General features: G+C 67.9%; 19 protein-coding genes. 12 read left to right on the forward strand and 7 right to left on the reverse strand.

Annotation, left to right across the window (positions count from 1 at the left end; all coding sequences use genetic code 11):
- Positions 1 to 28 precede the first annotated feature (28 nt).
- Positions 29 to 628 (forward strand): TetR/AcrR family transcriptional regulator, encoded by a 600-nt coding sequence (locus NS6_RS19630; protein ID WP_068043779.1) that lies wholly within the window; start codon positions 29 to 31, stop codon positions 626 to 628.
- On the opposite strand, the gene NS6_RS19635 is transcribed toward NS6_RS19630, so the two are convergent.
- Positions 617 to 1,546, reverse strand: coding sequence for an alpha/beta hydrolase (locus NS6_RS19635; protein ID WP_068043781.1), 930 nt, complete (start codon positions 1,544 to 1,546; stop codon positions 617 to 619). The genes NS6_RS19630 and NS6_RS19635 overlap by 12 nt on opposite strands.
- 222 nt (positions 1,547 to 1,768) lie before the next feature.
- On the opposite strand from NS6_RS19635, the gene NS6_RS19640 reads away from it, so the two are divergent.
- The 7 genes from NS6_RS19640 (at position 1,769) to NS6_RS19670 (ending at position 10,989) form a co-directional block, all read left to right on the forward strand.
- Entirely contained in the window at positions 1,769 to 2,155 is a 387-nt protein-coding gene (locus tag NS6_RS19640; protein WP_068043971.1) for a hypothetical protein, read from the forward strand.
- A gap of 175 nt (positions 2,156 to 2,330) precedes the next feature.
- The gene (locus NS6_RS19645; protein WP_068043783.1) at positions 2,331 to 3,860 is read left to right on the forward strand and encodes a hypothetical protein; all 1,530 of its coding nucleotides are present in this window, start codon (positions 2,331 to 2,333) and stop codon (positions 3,858 to 3,860) included.
- A gap of 187 nt (positions 3,861 to 4,047) precedes the next feature.
- Positions 4,048 to 6,504: a sensor histidine kinase gene (locus NS6_RS19650; RefSeq protein ID WP_245669420.1), complete on the forward strand. Its 2,457-nt coding sequence runs from the start codon at positions 4,048 to 4,050 to the stop codon at positions 6,502 to 6,504.
- Between the two features lie 69 nt (positions 6,505 to 6,573).
- Positions 6,574 to 6,951, forward strand: coding sequence for a DUF742 domain-containing protein (locus NS6_RS19655; protein ID WP_068043787.1), 378 nt, complete (start codon positions 6,574 to 6,576; stop codon positions 6,949 to 6,951).
- A gap of 369 nt (positions 6,952 to 7,320) precedes the next feature.
- A complete protein-coding gene (locus NS6_RS19660) occupies positions 7,321 to 9,651 on the forward strand; it encodes a sensor histidine kinase (RefSeq protein WP_371859349.1) in 2,331 nt (776 codons plus the stop codon).
- Entirely contained in the window at positions 9,596 to 10,486 is an 891-nt protein-coding gene (locus NS6_RS36475; RefSeq protein ID WP_371859350.1) for a GMC family oxidoreductase N-terminal domain-containing protein, read from the forward strand. Before NS6_RS19660 ends, NS6_RS36475 begins: the two co-directional genes overlap by 56 nt.
- 122 nt (positions 10,487 to 10,608) lie before the next feature.
- Positions 10,609 to 10,989 (forward strand): DUF4345 family protein, encoded by a 381-nt coding sequence (locus NS6_RS19670; protein ID WP_068043790.1) that lies wholly within the window; start codon positions 10,609 to 10,611, stop codon positions 10,987 to 10,989.
- A 22-nt stretch (positions 10,990 to 11,011) separates the two neighbouring features.
- Here the strand turns inward: NS6_RS19670 and NS6_RS19675 are convergent, their stop codons facing one another.
- Positions 11,012 to 11,839, reverse strand: a complete 828-nt coding sequence (locus NS6_RS19675) for a DUF72 domain-containing protein (RefSeq protein ID WP_157112839.1) — start codon at positions 11,837 to 11,839, stop codon at positions 11,012 to 11,014.
- An 11-nt stretch (positions 11,840 to 11,850) separates the two neighbouring features.
- On the reverse strand, positions 11,851 to 12,654 hold the full coding sequence (locus tag NS6_RS19680; RefSeq protein ID WP_068043794.1) for an SDR family oxidoreductase: 804 nt from the start codon (positions 12,652 to 12,654) through the stop codon (positions 11,851 to 11,853).
- A 416-nt stretch (positions 12,655 to 13,070) separates the two neighbouring features.
- Between NS6_RS19680 and NS6_RS19685 the strand changes: the two genes are divergently transcribed.
- The 3 genes from NS6_RS19685 (at position 13,071) to NS6_RS19695 (ending at position 15,429) form a co-directional block, all read left to right on the forward strand.
- Positions 13,071 to 13,724, forward strand: a complete 654-nt coding sequence (locus NS6_RS19685; RefSeq protein ID WP_068043976.1) for an AIM24 family protein — start codon at positions 13,071 to 13,073, stop codon at positions 13,722 to 13,724.
- A gap of 128 nt (positions 13,725 to 13,852) precedes the next feature.
- On the forward strand, positions 13,853 to 14,260 hold the full coding sequence (locus tag NS6_RS19690; RefSeq protein ID WP_068043795.1) for a YciI family protein: 408 nt from the start codon (positions 13,853 to 13,855) through the stop codon (positions 14,258 to 14,260).
- Positions 14,260 to 15,429, forward strand: coding sequence for an RNA polymerase sigma factor (locus tag NS6_RS19695; RefSeq protein ID WP_068043797.1), 1,170 nt, complete (start codon positions 14,260 to 14,262; stop codon positions 15,427 to 15,429). The genes NS6_RS19690 and NS6_RS19695 overlap by 1 nt, the downstream gene beginning before the upstream one ends.
- Before the next feature lie 48 nt (positions 15,430 to 15,477).
- Here the strand turns inward: NS6_RS19695 and NS6_RS19700 are convergent, their stop codons facing one another.
- The 3 genes from NS6_RS19700 to NS6_RS19710 all read right to left on the reverse strand — a co-directional run bounded on the left by NS6_RS19700 (position 15,478) and on the right by NS6_RS19710 (position 17,517).
- Positions 15,478 to 16,332 (reverse strand): prenyltransferase/squalene oxidase repeat-containing protein, encoded by an 855-nt coding sequence (locus NS6_RS19700; protein ID WP_068043799.1) that lies wholly within the window; start codon positions 16,330 to 16,332, stop codon positions 15,478 to 15,480.
- A gap of 11 nt (positions 16,333 to 16,343) precedes the next feature.
- The gene (locus tag NS6_RS19705; protein WP_084471218.1) at positions 16,344 to 17,051 is read right to left on the reverse strand and encodes a DUF6597 domain-containing transcriptional factor; all 708 of its coding nucleotides are present in this window, start codon (positions 17,049 to 17,051) and stop codon (positions 16,344 to 16,346) included.
- 64 nt (positions 17,052 to 17,115) lie between these two features.
- Complete coding sequence (locus tag NS6_RS19710; protein WP_068043801.1) at positions 17,116 to 17,517, reverse strand: winged helix-turn-helix transcriptional regulator; 402 nt, start codon at positions 17,515 to 17,517, stop codon at positions 17,116 to 17,118.
- An 89-nt stretch (positions 17,518 to 17,606) separates the two neighbouring features.
- Between NS6_RS19710 and NS6_RS19715 the strand changes: the two genes are divergently transcribed.
- Entirely contained in the window at positions 17,607 to 18,434 is an 828-nt protein-coding gene (locus NS6_RS19715; RefSeq protein WP_068043803.1) for an SDR family oxidoreductase, read from the forward strand.
- Between the two features lie 17 nt (positions 18,435 to 18,451).
- On the opposite strand, the gene NS6_RS19720 is transcribed toward NS6_RS19715, so the two are convergent.
- Positions 18,452 to 18,811: an Rv2640c family ArsR-like transcriptional regulator gene (locus NS6_RS19720; RefSeq protein WP_068043805.1), complete on the reverse strand. Its 360-nt coding sequence runs from the start codon at positions 18,809 to 18,811 to the stop codon at positions 18,452 to 18,454.
- Positions 18,812 to 18,898: the final 87 nt, after the last annotated feature.

Here is an 18,898-nt window from a genome sequence, read left to right on the forward strand (position 1 = left end):
AGTACGTGATTCCCGGGCGGCTGCGCCCATGAGTCACCGAACGCGGCGGTCGCCTCGACAGGACAGATCCCGTTTCACCGTCGACACCCTCCTGGAGGCAGCAGCACAACTGTTCGGGCGCGACGGCACGGCCACGACGACCAACCACATCGCCGCGCGGGCCGGCACTTCGATAGGGACGCTGTACCAGTACTTCCCGGACAAGCAGGCCATTCTGAACGCATTGGCCCGGCGGCACGTCGCCGATGCCACCGCACGCCTGGGCGCCGTCCTCGACGAACTGCGGGTCGCCGAGCCACCGTTCGAAACGACGCTGCGCACGGTGCTGGACGTGGTCGTCGACCTCCACCGCGACCGCCCGGGACTGCACGGCCTGATGCACCGGATGGCGCTGCCCGCGGCTGGTGAGCTGGCGGCCGTCCACGCCCTCGAGGACCATCTCGCGAACGAGATCGACCACCACCTCCGCCGCTGTGCGCGCGGTGGCGCCGACCCTGCGCTCACCGCCCGCATACTGGTGCACACGATCGACGCCCAGGTGCACCGCGTGCATCCGCGCCGCCCGCTGACCACCGACGAACTGATGACCGTGGTCGAGCAACTGACGCGGCCGGTATCAGCGCCCTGACCCGCCCGCTTCGGCGAGGACCGCACGCAGAGTGGTGGCCAACTGCTCTACGCCGGGTTCCTCGACGGGAAAGTGCCCGCAGTTGTCGAGCAGTACGATCTCACGCCGGCCGGCGATACGTTCGAGGAAACGGATACTCAGCTCCGGTGGTGTCCACGCGTCCGCGGCGGGATGGACCAGGGTGACCGGTGCGGCACCGAACGTCTCCGGAGGTGTGTGCCGGTAGTCCGCGAAACTGCGGAGGAAACCGAGCGGAACCCGGGCGCCGCCGCCCAGCGGATCGGCCGCGCACAGTCGCGACAGCTCCGGATCACGGCTCATCCGGTGCATATGTACGAGCCAGCGGATCGGCACACGGACCCGGCCGCATACCGGGTCCAGCCATCGCAGCAGCCTCGGGCCCGACCGGCCGGGCAGGTTCCATCGGGTCGCGGTGGCGAGCGCCTCCGCATCGGCGGGGTCGAGCAGACAGGTCGCCACGACATGCTCCACCGCGCCGGTGCGGGCGGCGACCTCGTAGGCCAGCATCCCGCCCATACTCGCGCCGAACAGCACCAGTGGGCGATCGTCCACCGCGGCGGTCCGCTGCACCAGATCGCACAGGAGCTCGATCCAGTCGCCGTAGCGCACCCCACCCGGATCCGGTTCGATCGTCCGGCCGTACAGCGGGAGGTCGACGGCCGTGGCGTCCACGTTTTCCCGGAAACCCAGCGCGACTGCCGGCCACAGCAGACCCGAGTGCCCACCGGCGCCGTGGATCGCCAGGACCCGCACGGGGGCGTCGGGTACCGCAGCGCGCAGCGTATGGATCCGACGCCCACGCCACTCCCACCATTCGGATACCGGTTCGGTCGTCGAATCGGCCCGGTGGGACTCGGGCAGAAACTCTGCGTAGGCATGGTGCGTTTGTGCGTTCATATCTTCAGCTTCGAGCGTGGCACCGGGCCGGACAACTCGCGTTCTGCCTCCCGCCGGATACCGTCCGACCTGCGAGAACACCATCTCCGCGCAGGGCTGCTCAGTTTCGATCCGGCTGCGGACGGGAGCGCCGTGCCCCGGACGACGTTTATCGTGCCCGGTCCGGGCAATACCGCCGACGACGAAACCGGTCCGGTGACGAGCGGGCAGGAGGGCTGGGCGATGGCCGATGACGCAGAACAGCGGGCGAATATCAACGATGCAGAAAAGCGCTGGTCCGACGACCGAGGAGAGTTCCGCCGGGCGGTGCGCTACACGCTGGCGGTGCTCGGGGTGGCCGCGCTGGTCTGTGCCGGGACGGTGATCTGGTCGGCCATGGCGCAGTGCCGGGACGCCGATTCGCTGCTGTGCGATACGCCGACGCAGCTGACGGTCCTGTTCGGCCCCGGGGTGCTGCTGTTCCTGGGTGGTGTCGGGGCGTTCGTGGAGACGATCCGGGTGTGGCGGCGCGGTGGCACCTGGCCGATCTGGCAGGGCGCGGGCTGGTTCCTGTTCCTGATCATGCTGTTCTATCTCGGTATCGGCGCCACCACGGTCCCCGCGGACTGACCGGGGGCACCCCGGATTCGGCGGCGCACACCATCCCGTACCGGGGAGCCCGGTAGGCCTGCTGATCGAGCCACACCTGTGGCAGACTTTCGAGGAATGCTCGGATGACGGCCACGCGACTCGACAGGGTCGGCAGGGACCGTGCGCGGAAGGTGATGCGGGAATTGAGATCGCGATGGATCTGATCGCCCTCGAGGGCCGGGTGGCCACCGACCGGATCGCGGCCCGGGACCGCACACCGGAAACCGAATTACAACTGGCCACGGGCCTGTCCGAACTCGCCGCCGCGTATCTGGCCACCAAAACCGATGGGTCGATACGTAACCGGGTGGCCGGGGCGCTGGAACCCGCGCAGGAAGCCGTGATGATCCGGTTGCGCTGGTTCACCGCCGGCCGGGTCACCGCGCAGTTCGCCAACGAGGTGCAGGACACGCTGCGGCTGCTGGAGCAGGCGGCGCGGGAGATCGGGCACCGCGAACTGGCCACCGCGACAATCCGCGACGCCTGCAATGCCTATACGCAGGTAGCGCACGATCACCCGAATGCCGCGGGCGCCTGCGCGGACAGCCTGTCGAAATGCGGTGTATGGCTGTGCCGGCTGGACCCGGGCGCGGCCGTCATGGCGACCGATGAGGCCGTGCGGATCCGTGCCGGCCTGTTCGCGGACGACCCGAACCAGTCCCGGAAGTATCTCGCCACCTTGAACACGCTGCTGCGCACCTTGATGGTGGGCCGGCAGCGGAAACAGGCGGTGGCCATGTACCGCGAACGCTATACCGCGCTCACCACCCCGGAGATGGCCGCGCAGCTGCGGGCGCTGAAAATCGAAGAGATCGGTTTCACCAGCAAAACGCAGTCCGCGCTACGCAAACTCGAATGCCGCGCTTTGGAGCGCGCCGGTTATCTGACCCAGCAGCAGATCCTCTATCAAAGCGCCGGTGATCTGGCGACCATCGAGGAGATCAACTGGAATCTGGCGTTGGTGGGGTTGAAACCGCTGGCGGCGGGGGCGATGCCGGATCAGCCGGCCAAACCGGTGGAGATCGGTTCGTCGTTCGGTGCGCTCGGTGTGCTGTGTTCGGCGCCGGATGCAGTGCAGCAGGTGCGGGCGGCGATTATTGCGGCCTATACCGAGGCGGGTGCGGAGCCGGTGGACATCACCACCGCGTACGGCGTGGACAAGGCGCATTGGGGCACCCGGGACCCGCAGATGAACGCCACCCCCGAACTCGGGGAGGACATCGTGCTGATCGAGCGGAGATCGGGCAGCTGGGTCGCGGTGCAGAGCCTCAAATGGGAGCTCACGCCGGTGGCAAAGAACCCGCTGGCCCGTCATCTTGCCCGGCAGTGGCCGGTGGTGAGCGTAACCAGCACCGAGAGCCTGTCCTACGAGCTGTGCTGGTACGAACAGGGCACGGCCACCCAGTACGCCGCGCTCGGGCGGCCCGCGGAGCCGGTGGCCCTGGATACCCCGTTGGCGCCGTTGGATTTCGGCAAGCTCGCCGACTACGGCGCCGATTACGCCTCGGAGACGCAGATCCGTTCGGCGTTCGGTAATGCGACCATGTTCGCGAAGCTCACCGAGCTGCCCGCCAGCGGTATCCGCCAGGCCGCCGAGGCCCGGCCGCTGGCCGGCTACGGCGATCAGGTGCTGTGTTTCCGTGGTCCGGCAAGCCCGGACGGGAAACGCGCGAGCGGCCTGTAGCCGGGGTCACTCCGATACCCTGACGACCGATTGGTGAGACTCGTCTCGGCCTCGCCGACCATGCTTCGCTATGGTTTGGACCGAAGCTGTTGCATTGCCGGACAACGGCAATGCCGGGAACATTAGGGTGATATGCGCCGATCACCATGGTGTCGTCTGCGCATGCCCTGGAACGGGTTGATCTATCGTGGCTGTTCGGCGGCATTTGTCCGACTCGTGGGATCGGGCACTCCGCTCCGGAAGGGATGTCACTCGCGGCCGGGTCGGTATTCGCGTTCGGCTGCTGTCCATCCTGCTGATCACCAATATCACTCTGCTGATCATCGGTGTCGGCGCCGCCGGGTATCTGGTGAAGGACAGCCTGTCGGCCCGGGTCTGGGCAAACCTCATCAGTAGCACCACCACGCCGGTGATCTCCATGGTCGAAACCTTCGAGGAAGAGCGCCGCCTCTCGATGCTGTACCTGGAGGGCGATCCGGTCGCGGCCGACGCCCTCGCGGACGCGCGGAAACGTTCGGATACCGCGCTCGCCGCGACGATCGCCAAAGGCGAGGCCGCCCAGCGGCTCGACCCCGGCGGGTCTGCGGCCGAACTGGAGACATTCCGCCCGCTCTACAACAGCGTTCCGGGCTTCCGTGCCACCATCGACGCCCGCGCGGTGCCCGGTGCGGAAGCCTTCGGGTTCTTCAACAGGGTGATCGACACGATTTTCCGGGCGTCACTGGTCGCCGCCCGGGTCGCGCCCGACGCCGGCCTGGGGATCGCGCTCGGTTACGGCGTCGAACCGCTGCGGGCCGCGGAAGCCCTGTCGCGCGCCGATACGCTCGGTATCGTCGGCCTGGCCCGCGGTGAATCGACGCAGGCGCAATTCCTCGAATTCCACCGGTACGTCGGTGAGTTCCGCGCGCAGGCCGCCTATTCGGCGTCGGTACTGAAGGGTCCGCGACTGGACCAGCTGCATGGTCTCACTTCGTCACCGGACTGGCAGCGGGTGACCGCCATGCAGGACGCGATGGTGCTGAACGGCGCCTACCCGGCACCGTCCGAAAGCAGTGACGACACCGAGGAATCTGCGCAATCCGGCCCGGCCCCCCTGCCGATGACCGGACCGGCCTGGCAGGAAGCGTCCACCCGGCTCACCTCCGCCCTGCTGAAACTGTGGGAGGACCAGAGCCGCGATGCACATGCCATCGCCCGGGAGGAGGGCACCGATACGGCGGGACTGTCGCTGATCGGCGGGATCGTGGTCCTGGTTGTCACATTCGTGGCATTCCTGGGCACATTGTTCGTGGCCAACCGGTTCATCGCACGTATGCGACGACTGCGCAGCGATACCCTCGAACTGGCCGATCAACGGCTGCCCGATCTCATGCGGCGGCTCGACAGCGGCGACGAGATCGATACGGCCGCCGAGGTGGCGCGCCTGGACTTCGGCACCGACGAACTCGGCCAGGTTGCCGACGCGTTCAACCGGGCGCAGGTCGCCGCGGTATCGGCGGCCGTGGCCGAATCCCGGACCCGTGCCGGTTTCCGCATGGTGTTCCTCAATATCGCCCACCGCAACCAGGTCGCGGTGCACAAGCAGCTGGCCCTGCTCGATCGCGCCGAACGCCGCGAGGAGAACGCCGACCAGCTCGAGCTCCTGTTCGAGCTGGATCATCTGGCCACCCGCGCCCGGCGCCATGCCGAGAACCTCATCGTGCTGGGTGGTGAGAACCCGGGCCGGGTCTGGCGTAATGCGATTCCGCTGTGGGATCTGATCCGCGGGGCCGCTGCGGAAACCGTCGACTACACCCGGATCCATACCGGTGGCGCCCCCGAGGTGCTGATCGCCGGCCAGGCCACGGCCGATCTGATCCATCTGCTGGCGGAGCTGATGGACAATGCCACCGCGTTCTCGCCACCACAGTCCCGGGTGGAGGTCTCGGCGGCCGTGGTGGGCCGCGGGGTCGCGGTCGAGGTGGCCGACCGGGGGCTGGGTATGTCGGCCGACGAGATCGTCGCCAACAACCAGCTGCTGGCGCAGCCACCGGATTTCGGGGTCGCGGCGCTGTCCGGCGATACCCGGCTGGGGCTTTTCGTCGTGGCGACGCTGGCGGCCCGCCACGGTGCGTCGGTCCGGCTGTCGGATTCGATGTACGGCGGAATCAAGGCTGTCGTGCTGATACCTACCGAATTGATCGAAGAACGGAGCATGGCCGGCGCCGGAAAGCCTGCGGACGGCGGCGCCCGTTCCGGCGAGGCCGGCTCCGGGGATTCCGGAGCGAACGACAGGGGACCGAATGCCGCTGTACCGAACGGCAGCGCCGAAGCAGCCGGTGTCCCGGTGTCGGCGAAACCCGACGGGCCCGCACAGCCGGCCACCGATAACGCGGCACAGCAACCCGGTACGGGCACCCGGCCCCCGCTGCCCCGCCGGCGCCGGCAGACCACCGAACCTGCCGAATCTCCCGAACCTGCCGAATCCGTTGCCGGTTCCGCCGCGGCCACCGAAGCACCTCGTTCGCACAGCGCCGAGGAGGCACGCGACCTGATGGCCGCAATCGAGGGCGGCACCCGGTCGGGACGCCGCGCGCTGCAAGGGCCCGCCGAATCCGAGGGAACGCGACAGGAAGGCGACGATGACCACTCCCCCGTGCACTGACCCGAGCCGGCCGCCGAAGGAACCGGCGAGCCGGCTGCCGGATCCCGAAGCGAATGGCAAGCCGCAGCCATGAGCGGTCCACACCACGCCCCCGGGGACGAGGAGGACGCCGGCCCGGTCGTACGTCTCTATGCGCTGACCCGCGGCCGGGGTCGTAGCGAGCGCGCGGAGCTCACCCTGGATTCCATGGTGATCGATGCCGGTTCCGGTCTGGCGCTGCGGCGCCCCGAACCCGAGTATGCCGAGATCGTCCGGTTGTGCCGGGCTCCGCAGTCGGTGGCCGAAGTATCGGCTCAACTCGGTGTTCCGCTGGCGCTGACCAAGGTTCTGATCGGGGATCTGATCGATGACGGCCGGCTGATCGTACGCGCACCGGTGGCGACTCCCGACAACGCCGCGGGACTCGATCTCCTGCAGACGATCGCGAACAGTTTGCGGGGCGGTTGATCCGGGGCGGACCCGCCGATCCATAGTCGAATGCGCCGCCGCGCCACCCGAACTTCGGGGTGAGCGCCTCGTTTGCCTGCCCGCTTCCGCGACGCCATATGCATCCCGTTCGCTAGAGTCTGGGACAGATAAAGCGCATTGCGAGGAGAAATCTAGTAGAAATTACCGCAATGCCGGGATAGCTGGGATGGGCCGACCGGCGGCCGGTCGGCCCATCACCCTGAAATGAGTGGGTCTACGTTGGGATTTCGCCTACCTCTCGCCGGAACATTTCTGCGAAGAGCGCGTTCCGGAGCGAATCGCACCCGCGGCCGGGTCGGCATCCGCACCCGCTTGCTCGCGATCGTGCTCATCACCAGTATCGCGCTGGTGACCATAGGAATCGGCGCGGCCGCCTACCTCGTGCGGTCCGGCCGGGATGCCACGAACTGGGCAGAACTGGCCAGCAGCACCACCGGTCCGGCAATCCTGATGGTGCGCGCGTTCGAGGAAGAACGGCGGCTTTCCCTACTGTTGCTGGCGGGCGATACGAGTGCGGCGCCGGCACTGGTAGCGGCGCGTGGTCAGTCCGATATCGCCCTGGGCGAGGTCATCGCGAAGGGTGACGCGGCGCAGCAACTCAATCCCGCCGGTTCCCGAGCCGAGCTCGCCGGCTATCAGCAGTTGTTCGGCCAGGTCCCCGCCACCCGCGCCGCGATCGACGCGGGCACGATTCCCCGGCCGGAGGCTTTCGGATTCTTCAGCGCGGTAATCGATACGATCGTCGCGGCCTCCATGCTGGCTGCCCGGGTCGCACCGGACGCCGGGGTGGCGATATCGCTCGGTTACGGAGCCGAACCCCTGCGGGCTGCCGAAGCACTGTCCAAGGCGGACACCCTGGGCGCGGCCGCGCTCACCCTGGACGAACTGACCGAGCCTCAGCTGGTGGACTTCAACCGCTACGTCGGCGAGTTCCGCGGCGAAGTCGCGTATTCCGGTGCGGTACTCAAAGACCAACGGCTCGCGCAGCTTCGGGCGATCACCGATTCCCCGAGCTATCGGCAGGTGATCGCGATGCAGGACGCGATCATGACCGGCGGCGCACGGTCGGCCACAGAATCCGAGGACAGCTCCGGTAGCACCGGCGAAGCGGATTCCACCGGCGAACCGGCGGCGCTGCCGATGGATATCGCCGCCTGGCAGAAGGCGTCCGGCGAAGTCACCGGGAATCTGTTGAAGCTCTGGGAGGACCAGAGCAACGACGCCCATGCCACCGCCCGCGCACAGGGCGACGATACAGCCGCGAAATCGCTGCTGGGCGGTATCGCCGTTCTGCTGCTCACCGGGCTGACCTTCCTCGGCGCGCTGCTGATGGCCAACCGTTTCATCGCCCGGATGCGCCACCTGCGCAACGACACCCTTGACCTGGCCGACAACCGCCTGCCCGACCTCATGCGCCGCCTCGACGACGGCGCGGAGGTCGACACCACCGCCGAGGTCGCGCAACTGGATTTCGGTACCGACGAACTCGGGGAGGTCGCCGACGCCTTCAACCGGGCACAGTTGGTAGCCGTATCGGCCGCGGTGGCCGAGGCCAAGACGCGGGCGGGTTTCAACGCGGTATTCCTGAATATGGCGCATCGCAATCAGCTCGCGGTGCATCGCCAGCTGGCGTTGCTGGATCAGGCCGAACGCCGTGAGGAGAACGCCGACCAGCTCGAACTCCTCTTCCAGCTCGACCATCTCGCCACCCGAGCCCGCCGCCACGCCGAGAACCTCATCGTTCTGGGTGGCGAACAACCGGGACGGCGGTGGCGTAAACCGGTTTCCCTGTGGGACGTGATCCGGGCCGCGGCCGCGGAAAGCCTGGATTACACACGTATCCACACCGGACGGGTGCCGGAGATGCGGGTCGTCGGAAAAACCGCGGCCGACCTCATCCACCTGCTCGCCGAACTGATGGACAACGCGACGGCGTTCTCACCGCCGGACTCCCGGGTCGAGGTATCGGCCACCCCGGTGGGGCGCGGTGTGGCCATCGAGGTGGCCGATCAGGGGCTCGGGATGTCGGAAGACGAGATCGCCGAACGGAACCGGGCGCTGGCCCAACCGCCGGACTTCGGCGTCACGGCCTTGACCGGCGATACTCGCCTGGGGCTGTTCGTGGTCGCCACCCTGGCCGCCCGGCAAGGTATTTCGGTACGCCTGACCGAATCCGCGTACGGCGGAATAAAGGCGATCGTCCTCATCCCGACCGCACTCACCGAACCCGGCGGACCGCCACCGCTGGAAGCCGCCCCGGTGATCGAACCCGTTCCGGCCGGCGCGGCGCCTCTCACCTTCCACACCTCGCCTTCGACCACCTTCGCCACCGCTCCGGTGCACGAGGCGCCCTACGATTCCCGCACGCTGGGGTCGGACATCTACCCCGCCGTCACCTCCGAGATCACGTATCCGGGCCCGCTGCCGGACCCGTACGGCGCCGGCGCCGGTCGCCCGCCGCTACCGCGCCGCCACCGGAAGGCCGCCGACCTCACCGACCGGGAGCAGGACCCGGACCCCGGTGCGGCCCGACCCCGGACCCCGGAACAGGCCCGCAGCCGGATGTCGGCGATCTCTCGCGGGAGCCGTCGTGGAATTCGAGGTACGCGCCCGAGCGGTGGTGGTGGCGGCGGGCGCGATCCAGACGCCCGCTCTGCTGCGCCGGTCGGGGTTGGGTAACAAGAACATCGGGCGGTACCTGCGGTTGCATCCGGCGGCGGCGGTTTTCGGCCTGTTCGACGAAGAAGTGCGGCCTTGGGAGGGTGGTCTGCAGACCCGGATCTGCCGGCAGCACGCCGACCTCGATGGCAACGGTTACGGCGTGATCTACGAGACGGGCGAGTTCACCGCCGCCGAAATCCTTGTCGTCGTAGTATTCGCCGCGTTCGAGGACGACCACATCGAGACCTGCCGCGGCGAGCACTCCGGCGGCGGTCCCACCACCGGCACCGGAGCCGACGATCACGACATCACAGGTGAGGCTCGCCGGTTCGGTGATGCGCTGCGGTGCGAGCGCGGGCTGCGGCGCATTCGTCAGGGGTCCGGGGATCGCGTCGTAGCCCAGGTGTTTCCACAGCGGATTGCTTCCGGTCGGCCCCGGGGTGACGTTGTATGCCAGCAACGACGCCTGCTTGAGGGCTTGGAACACCGCCCGCACGGGGCCGAGCCGGGACGCGCCGAGCCGCAGCAGCGCCTTCTCCCGGTCCTGCTGCGACAGTTTCGAATACCGCCGCGGACCCCATCCGGCGAGCAGCCCGGTGACCGGACCGTCCCACAAATCCAGCAGCATCGCCAGCTGCTTGGTTTCGGCTTCCCGCGGGTTGCGCGCCAGAAGTGCGAACACCGTGTCCACAGCGCCCAGTTCGGATGCCGAGGGCAGCCCCGGCCCGTCCCCCGGCAGGAACGTATCGCAGATCATCTCCAGCGCGGCGCGCTGTTTGTCGGTCGGTTGCATGGATTTCCCTTCGCTACCGCCGATTTCTACCACGGAGTGAGAATATTCGCTCACTTATAAAGCAATATACTGCTATATAACGTCTTTCTGGTCTAGAACATTTGTTCACTTGCAGGGTTTCGGAACCACACGTTTCCGGAAGCGCCCCCACCGGCGGTGCTCGATGATCGAGCGACGGAAGCATGCAAGGAGGCGTAGTGCGAACGGTGGTTCTGACAGCAGTGGGACTCTTCTTCACAGGAATGGGTCTCTACGCCCTGGCCGCGCCCGCGCGGCTCGTGCGCCCCTTCGGCATCGCCGTCGGCACCGCCGCAGGGCGCTCCGAGGTGCGCGCGGTCTACGGCGGGTTCGGTCTCGCGGTTGCCGCCGCACTGATCTGGTCGGCAACGACGACCGGCGAACTCGGGCGGGGCATTGTTCTCGCGGTCGCGGTCGCGCTGGCGGGAATGGCAGCGGGCCGGGTCGTTTCGCGGGTGCTGGACGCTGCGGTGGCGTTCTATCCGGTCTGGTTCTACTTCTGGGTCGAGATGCTCGCCGCCGCGGCGCTGCTCGCGGTGAACTGACCCGAGGCGGCCGGCAGCGCCGTCAGAACAAGGTCATCGGTTCGGTTTCGGCAGGGTCCGGCAACGGTGGGAGCTCCGGGACATGAGCGCGGACCTCGTCGTGGAAACGGCGCGCCAAATCCCGGGAGGACGCATTGTCCGGGGTGTGCAGGAAGACCGTCGGTGAACGGCCCTCCCGCAGCCATTCGACCGTCTGCTCCACCCAGGGCCGCCAGCCGGCCACCGTCGGCTCCGAATCATCGCGGCCGTGATACCGCACGATCGGAGTATCGGTGAGTGCTCGCATCCGCCGTGGCAACCGCGGTTTCTTCGACTGCGCCTCGTACTCCGCCGAACTCGCCGGCCGTGCCGCGAACAGGACGGTGGTGTCGAAGGGCACCCATTCCGCCCCGGCTCGGCCCAGCACTCGTTCCAGCTGGTTCGCCGCGTCGCCGGCGGCGAAGAACGCGGGATGGCGCACCTCGACCGCGACCCGCAGCCCAGCCGGGACCTTCCGGAGGAATCCGGCCAGCGACCCCAGCTCGTTCGGCCCGAACGTCCCCGGCAACTGGACCCACAGCGCATGCATCCGGGACCCGAGCGGTTCCATCGTGTACAGGAAATCGTTCAGCTCGGCGTCCGTGCCCGAGAGCCGGCGCTCGTGGGTGACGGTTTTGGGCAGTTTGATCACGAAACGGAAATCCGGACCGGTCTGCTGTGCCCAGGCTTCCACTGTGCGCCGCGCCGGCACCGCGTAGAAGGTGGTGTTGCCCTCGACCGCATCGCACCAGCTCGCATAGCTGCGCAGTTTTTCACCTGTCGCCGGCCACGCGGTATGCGTCCACATGGCGCAACCCACGGATAAACGCATATCCGGCCTCGTCAGCGTTTCAATCCGTGCGCCCGCGCGACGACCTTCTCGACCACCGCCGCCGGGAACAACCGCCGCAGCGCGAACACGACCGGCGCACGGCTGCCCTTGGCGTACAACGGTTTCGGTTTCGTCGCGGAGATCGCGCGAAGAATGGTGTGCGCCACCTCGTCCGCGCTCGTCCCGGCTCGCTCGTTGCGGTCCAGGTGGGTGAGCATCGTCGCGAAATCCGCCGCGTACACCGAATCCTCGGTGATGTACTTTGTGCGCCGCTCGCCGATCCCGGTCGCGATCGAACCGGGTTCGACCGTACTGATCCACACCCCGAACGGCGCTGTCTCCAAACGTGCCGCGTCCGCGAAACCCTTGATCGCGGCCTTCGTCGCAACGTACGAGGACCGGTAGGCCAGCGGAAAACTCGCCAGCATCGACCCCACCATGATGATCCGCCCGTATCCGCGCCCCCGCATTCCCGGCAGAACCAGTTGCGTCAGCTGGACCGCCCCGAAAACGTTCAACTGAAATATCCGGGTGACGGCTTCGTGCGGCAATTCCTCGATCGGGCCCGACTGACTCTCGCCCGCATTGTTGACCAGCACATCTACCGGTCCGAGGTCGTGCCCGAACCGCTCGATACCGGCCGGGTCGGTGAGGTCGAGCGCGCGATACTCCACCCCCGGAACCCGTGCCGGCGCCGCGATCGAATCCGGGTTCCGGCTGGTCCCGATCACGCGATAGCCCTGCCCCACCAGCAGGGCGGCAGTTGCCCGCCCGATCCCCGACGACGCCCCCGTCACCAGCGCGGTCTTCGTCATACCGACCCCTATCCTCGACCATCCGGGCGCCCGGCGCGGATCCAGGCAGAACCGCCAATCTAACCGATCGGCGGACCGGGCCGGGGAATCACCAGGTGTTGTACATACCGCCGAACATGTTCAGCATGTTGAGGAAGATGACGTACTTCAGGAAGCCAGGCATAGCGGTCTCTCTCGATCGTCGAACTCGGTTCGCCGGAGGGCGACCATATACCGATTACCCTCCGAACAGGGCGCCACACTCCTAAATGTGTGCGCTCCTGAACATTTCGATTGCCGACGCGAATTCGTTACTGCACGGTTCCCGTGCGGCGGCGGTAGCGCCGGCCCGAAAGCCGGACACTGCATCCCGCGCAGGTAGGCAGTTCGCACACCACCGCGGCCCACGGCGGGGGTGGTTACGGCAGGATCGCGGTATGCAGAGTGAGATCTTCGCCAACGAGAACATGGCCCAGCCCGCGACCGCCCCCGGACTGACCGCGCAGAGTACGAAATCCTTGAAGTACGCCGTGAACGGTGAATGCCTGGCGCGGCAGGGTTCGATGGTCGCGTTTCGCGGGAACCTGCAATTCGAGAAGAAGGGGCAGGGGGTCGGAAAGTTCCTGCAGCGCGCGCTCACGGGCGAGGGCGTGCCGCTGATGTCGGTGCGAGGTCAAGGTGAGGCATGGTTCGCGCATTTCGACCGGAACTGTTTCCTGGTCGACCTGGTGCCCGGCGATGCGCTCACCATCAACGGCCGCAATATTCTGGTATTCGATTCGAGCCTGCAGTACGACATCCGCATGGTGCAGGGTGTCGGGATGGCCGGCGGCGGGCTGTTCAACTGTGTGTTCACGGGCCAGGGGCGGCTCGGGCTGGTGTGCGCGGGGACACCGATCATCATTCCGGTGCATCCGCAGGCACCGGTTTTCGTGGACACCGATGCGGTGGTCGGGTGGAGCGCGCAGCTGCAGACCTCGTTGAATCGCTCGCAAACTTTCGGTTCGATGGTCCGTGGCGGTTCGGGCGAGGCGTTCCAGCTCCGCCTCGACGGTGAAGGGTTCGTCATCGTCCAGCCCAGCGAGGCCTGATCGAAGGTCGGCGCAGACCCCGGAAAAAAAGTGCTGGAAAATTTCGGCGCGGATGTCGAGAACGTCGTCACGGCTCCGTCCCAGGTGTGATCGACCAACCAGGGTCGGACATCCGAAGGGAGAATCCCATGGCCAAGTATCTGCTCCTCAAGCATTACCGCGGCGCCCCGGCATCGGTCAACGATGTGCCGATGGACCGGTGGACACCGGCCGAGATCGAGGCGCATATGCAGTACATGCAGAATTTCGCGGACCGGCTGGAGAGCGCCGGCGAATTCGTCGACGGTCAGGCCCTGGCACCGGAGGGCGCCTGGGTCCGCTATGACGGCGAGGGCAAACCACCGGTCACCGACGGCCCGTTCGCGGAGACCAAAGACCTGATCGCGGGCTGGATGATCATCGACGTCGACTCCTACGACCGCGCCGTGGAGCTGGCGGGCGAGTTGTCCGCGGCGCCCGGGGCCGGCGGGAAACCGATCCACGAATGGCTCGAGGTCCGCCCGTTCCTGACCGCCCCGCCGACCGTCACCGAGTGATGACTGCCGACGCGCTGGACACGGGCCGGCTGCGGGACCTGATCCCCGGTGTCCTGGCGGCCCTCGTCCATCGCGGGGCGGATTTCGCGACCGCGGAGGACGCCGTCCAGGAGGCACTGCTGCGGGCAGTCGATACCTGGCCGGGGCGACAGCCCAACGACCCCAAAGGCTGGCTGATCACCACGGCGTGGCGGTGTTTCGTGGACCTGGCCCGCTCCGAATCCGCACGACGCAACCGTGAGCTGCGGATGTCCGGGGAACCGGCGGCGGGACCGGTCGCGCCGGTCGACGAAACGCTGCGACTGTATTTCCTGTGCGCGCATCCGAGCCTCACACCCACCTCGGCGGTGGCGCTGACACTGCGCGCCGTCGGCGGTCTGACCACCCGCCAGATCGCGCAGGCATACCTGGTGCCCGAAGCCACCATGGCGCAGCGAATCAGCCGGGCCAAACGCATCGTGAGCGAGGCCCGCCTGGACACTCCCGGGGATCCGCGCACTGTGCTGCGGGTGCTGTACCTGGTGTTCAACGAGGGATACAGCGGCGATATCGACCTGGCCGCGGAGGCGATCCGGCTGGCCCGCCAGCTCACCGCGACCACCGGCGACCCGGAGGCCGCGGGACTGCTGGCACTGTTCCTGCTGCACCATGCCCGGCGCCCGGCCCGCACCCGAGCGGACGGCAGCCTGGTGCCGTTGGCCGAACAGAACCGCGAGGTGTGGCGGCGTGACCTGATCGCCGAGGGCGTGACCATCCTGCAAGCGGCCCTGGCCCGCGACCGGCTCGGCGAATACCAGGTGCAGGCAGCGATCGCGGCACTGCACGCCGACGCGCAAACAGCCGAGGAGACCGACTGGGTGCAGATCGTCGAATGGTACGACGAGCTGGTCGGGCTCACCGGCAGCCCGATCGCCCGGCTCAATCGGGCGGTGGCCGTCGGCGAGGCGGACGGCCCACGGGCGGGTCTCGCTGCGCTCGCCGAACTGGACCCGAAACTCCCCCGCTACACCGCGTCCGCCGCCTACCTCCACGAGCGAGCCGGCGATACCGCCACCGCGGCGCAGCTCTATGTGGAGGCAGCCGACCGAGCGCAAAACCTCGCCGAACGCAACCACCTCACGCTGCGCGCCGCCGTCCTCCACCAGCGCCTCATGGGCCACGGGAGCTGAACACCCTGAACCCGTGAACAACGGTTTTGTGGTGACGCGATATACGGATCAGATCCTGCCGTGTTCGCGAAGGGTGCTGATATTGCCCAGGGTCACCACGCCGCGCCATTCCACGGTCTGGCCGGGCGTGAAGTGCAGGAAGTCGAAATCCCAGCCGCCGTCGTCCAATTGCCCGAGTTCGAGCCGGTCCAGATCCGCGGCGATCGCCTGGTCGTCGAACAACGCCCGGCTCGGTGTCGCCGGGCGCGGGGACAGCGCGAGCGGGCCGATCTGCTCGTTTTCGACACCGCCTTCGACCGGCACCGTGCCGTCGTCGCGGATCGCAGACCGGAAACGTTCGACGGCCGCGGCGGCGCGGGTGGGGTCGGGTACAGCGTCGAGGAATTGCAGCGCGAATTTGACGGTGTAGCCCGCGGGGGCCTCGACGGCATCGATCCGGTTCCAGCACCACGTTGTCGCCCGGTCGAGCCACGGATGTTGCACACCGAGCTGCCACAAGCCGGCAGCGAGGGCGTAGGTGAGGAAACCGGCCTCCGGATCCGGCTCCATCCACGGGGCATGCGGGTGACCGGTAGCCGACGGCAGGACGGTCGGCACGCCACCGTCCGCGTCGGCGATACCGGCGATCCAGTCGGCCAGCCCGGTGACCACGGGGTCACGGGGCGTATCCAGTTCGGCAAGTATTTCCAGCGCGGACAGTGCCGCCGACGGCTGGCTGCCCGGGCATCGCACATCGGGTTCCAGTGCGTGCCCGAATCCGCCGTCGGGGTTGCGGTAGGCGGCGAGTGCGGTGCGGACGGGGTCGGTGGGGCCGCCATCGAGGAGCACGGCGAGCCGGTGCCGCTCCAGGACGCGGGCACTGGACTCGATGTACTGCCGGGCCGCTGCGAGATCGATGCTCATACATCCGGAGGTTAGGCAGCGGTGAGTGTGGCGTCTTCCAGAAATCGGACAGGGGTGAGGCCGGTGAGGTGGCGCACCTCATCGGACATATGCGCCTGGCCGGCATAGCCCGCCGCATACGCGCGCTCCGCCAGCGATTCCCCGGCTGCCGCGACCAGCCGGCGCAGCCGGGCGACGCGAGCCAGGAATTTGGGCCCGTAACCGACAGCCGCGGTGATCCGGCGGTTCAGCTGACGCTCGCTGACTCCCAGGTCGGCGGCCACGGCCGAGACCCGCGCGCGGGGAACGACCAATCGGCGCACTGCGGCCCCGACCAGCGGATCCGGTTCGGCCTTGCGGTGCAGCACGGCTTCGGTCAGCAACCGGAGCCGTTGCGCCGGGTCCGCGGCTTCGGGGCGATCGGGCCAGTCCGCCGCTGCGGGCCAGAGATCGGACAGCGGCAACTGCCGATCGCGGACCTCGACGGCGGGCACGCCGAGAACCCGACCGGCCGTTCCCGCCCGCAACCGGAGGCCCCGGACCGGTTCGCCGACCGCCGCCCACAGCATCGGCCCGGTATCGGCGCCGACCACCAGCAGGCGCCGGCCGAGCCACACCAGATCGGCACATCCGTCCGGTACGACACGCTGCGTGCCGTCGAGGAGAGCGTCGCTTTCCCAAACGCACGCCACCACCGGTTCCAACCCGGCCGGCGGCCGGTACTCGCGGTAAGCGCCCACCGCTCGACACTAGCCCCCTCCGGGGACCCCCTCCACCGCGCGGGAACGATCGCCGGGCCCGCGATCAGCGCTTTCGGCCCGTTTGCCGCTCGGCGTCGTAGGCGCGGCGCGCCCGCTCGACCTCTTCGAGGTTGCCCGACCAGTCGGCCAGGGCCGCGAACAGCGGCGCCAAGCTACTACCCAGCTCGCTGATCTCGTAGACGACGCGGGGCGGAACCTCCGGATGGTAAGTGCGCGTGATCAACCCGTCGCGCTCGAGTTGCCGGAGCCGCTCGGTCAGCACTTTCGGTGTGATCGTGCTGATCGACCGCTGAAGTTCGACGAAGCGATGCGGCCCGCGATGGCTCAGCACCCACAGGATCGGTGTGGTCCAGCGACTGAACACCACATCGACCACCGGCGCGACCGGGCAGGCGTTCTCCGGGGCGACATCCGCGTCCGGCTCCCAGGCAGTGGTTTCGGTCACAATAACGCCCGACCTCCAATACTTTCCTCTAGGTACCTACTGTCTTTCGAATAGTAGCGTCGCGTCACCGAAGTCGAGAGGAAAAAAACATGATCGTGGTGACCGGAGCGACAGGCAATATCGGACGACCGCTGGTACAGGCACTGGCCGCGGCGGGAGCGCAGGTCCGGGCAGTCTCGCGCACAGTGGCCGCAGCGGATATCCCGGCCGGTGCCGAGCATCGGCGGGCCGACCTTCTGCGGGCCGGCGAACTGGCCCCCGCCCTCGCTGGGGCACGTACCGTATTTCTGCTGGCCTCCGGCGAATTTCTCGGCGCGGGAGGAGATCTCGGCGAAGTCGTGCAGTCGGTCCGGAGTGCGGGCGGACGCCGGGTGGTACTGCTGTCCTCGCAAGGAGTCGGCACCGGGAATCATCCCGCGGACACGGAAGAAGCGGTGCGGGATTCCGGTCTCGAGTGGACGATCTTGCGACCGGGGAACTTCGCCTCCAATGCGCTGCAGTGGGCGGAATCGGTGCGCAGCGAGCGAACGATCGCGGCGCCGTTCGCCGATACCGCACTACCGGTGATCGACCCGGCCGATATCGCCGCAGTAGCCGCCGCAACCCTGCTCGACGACAGCCACGCCGACAAGACCTACGAGCTCACCGGCCCCGAGCCGGTTTCCCCCAGGCAGCAGGCCGCCGCCCTCGGTGCGGCATTGGGCGAACCGGTGCGGTTCACCGAACTGTCGCGCGCGCAGGCACGGGAACGGATGATCCGGTTCATTCCCGAACCGGTGGTCGAATCCACACTGGATATGCTCGGCAGCCCGGCTCCCGCGCTCCAACAGGTCAGCCCGGATATCGAAAGGGTCCTGGGCCGGGCACCGCACACCTTCTCCGAGTGGGTGGCACGCAGCCTGGCGGCGTTCCGGTAACCAGTGATCGGGCCCGGTCAGCGACAACAGTTGGGATCCAGCACCACACACAGGGCGGCGAGCGCGTCGCGGTGGGCACGGTGGGTGACGTTCATACCGTTGCGTTGCGAGGTGACAAGGCCCGCTTTGCGGAGCTGCGTCAAATGGTGGCTGACGGTGGATTCGGACAGGCCGACCGCGGCGGAGAGCTCGCCACCGTTGGCGCCGGCCACCGGGTCGGCCAGCAATAGCGACATGAGTTTGACCCGAACCGGGTCGGCGAGCGCTTTCAGGCGGAGCGCGACGTGCAGGGCTGCCTCGTCACCAATGGGACCGGCGGCCACCGGGGCACAGCAAACCGGTGCGGTCGTATCGATGACGGGTAGCGCTTTCGGCATCCCGCGATTCTACCGTCAGTATTGACATATGTCGAAAAGGTGACACACTCGACCCCGCCACCTTTTCGATATATGTAACACAACTGG

It is taken from the genome of Nocardia speluncae NBRC 108251 (genome assembly GCF_001613245.1).
Classification (GTDB): domain Bacteria; phylum Actinomycetota; class Actinomycetes; order Mycobacteriales; family Mycobacteriaceae; genus Nocardia; species Nocardia speluncae.

Bases quoted from the DNA above. Each gene is read 5' to 3' on its own strand.
- NS6_RS19630 (WP_068043779.1), top strand. From the start codon at position 29: ATGAGTCACCGAACGCGGCGGTCGCCTCGACAGGACAGATCCCGTTTC.
- NS6_RS19635 (WP_068043781.1), bottom strand. From the start codon at position 1,546: ATGAACGCACAAACGCACCATGCCTACGCAGAGTTTCTGCCCGAGTCC.
- NS6_RS19640 (WP_068043971.1), top strand. From the start codon at position 1,769: ATGGCCGATGACGCAGAACAGCGGGCGAATATCAACGATGCAGAAAAG.
- NS6_RS19645 (WP_068043783.1), top strand. From the start codon at position 2,331: ATGGATCTGATCGCCCTCGAGGGCCGGGTGGCCACCGACCGGATCGCG.
- NS6_RS19655 (WP_068043787.1), top strand. From the start codon at position 6,574: ATGAGCGGTCCACACCACGCCCCCGGGGACGAGGAGGACGCCGGCCCG.
- NS6_RS19670 (WP_068043790.1), top strand. From the start codon at position 10,609: ATGCAAGGAGGCGTAGTGCGAACGGTGGTTCTGACAGCAGTGGGACTC.
- NS6_RS19675 (WP_157112839.1), bottom strand. From the start codon at position 11,839: ATGCGTTTATCCGTGGGTTGCGCCATGTGGACGCATACCGCGTGGCCG.
- NS6_RS19680 (WP_068043794.1), bottom strand. From the start codon at position 12,654: ATGACGAAGACCGCGCTGGTGACGGGGGCGTCGTCGGGGATCGGGCGG.
- NS6_RS19685 (WP_068043976.1), top strand. From the start codon at position 13,071: ATGCAGAGTGAGATCTTCGCCAACGAGAACATGGCCCAGCCCGCGACC.
- NS6_RS19690 (WP_068043795.1), top strand. From the start codon at position 13,853: ATGGCCAAGTATCTGCTCCTCAAGCATTACCGCGGCGCCCCGGCATCG.
- NS6_RS19695 (WP_068043797.1), top strand. From the start codon at position 14,260: ATGACTGCCGACGCGCTGGACACGGGCCGGCTGCGGGACCTGATCCCC.
- NS6_RS19700 (WP_068043799.1), bottom strand. From the start codon at position 16,332: ATGAGCATCGATCTCGCAGCGGCCCGGCAGTACATCGAGTCCAGTGCC.
- NS6_RS19715 (WP_068043803.1), top strand. From the start codon at position 17,607: ATGATCGTGGTGACCGGAGCGACAGGCAATATCGGACGACCGCTGGTA.
- NS6_RS19720 (WP_068043805.1), bottom strand. From the start codon at position 18,811: ATGCCGAAAGCGCTACCCGTCATCGATACGACCGCACCGGTTTGCTGT.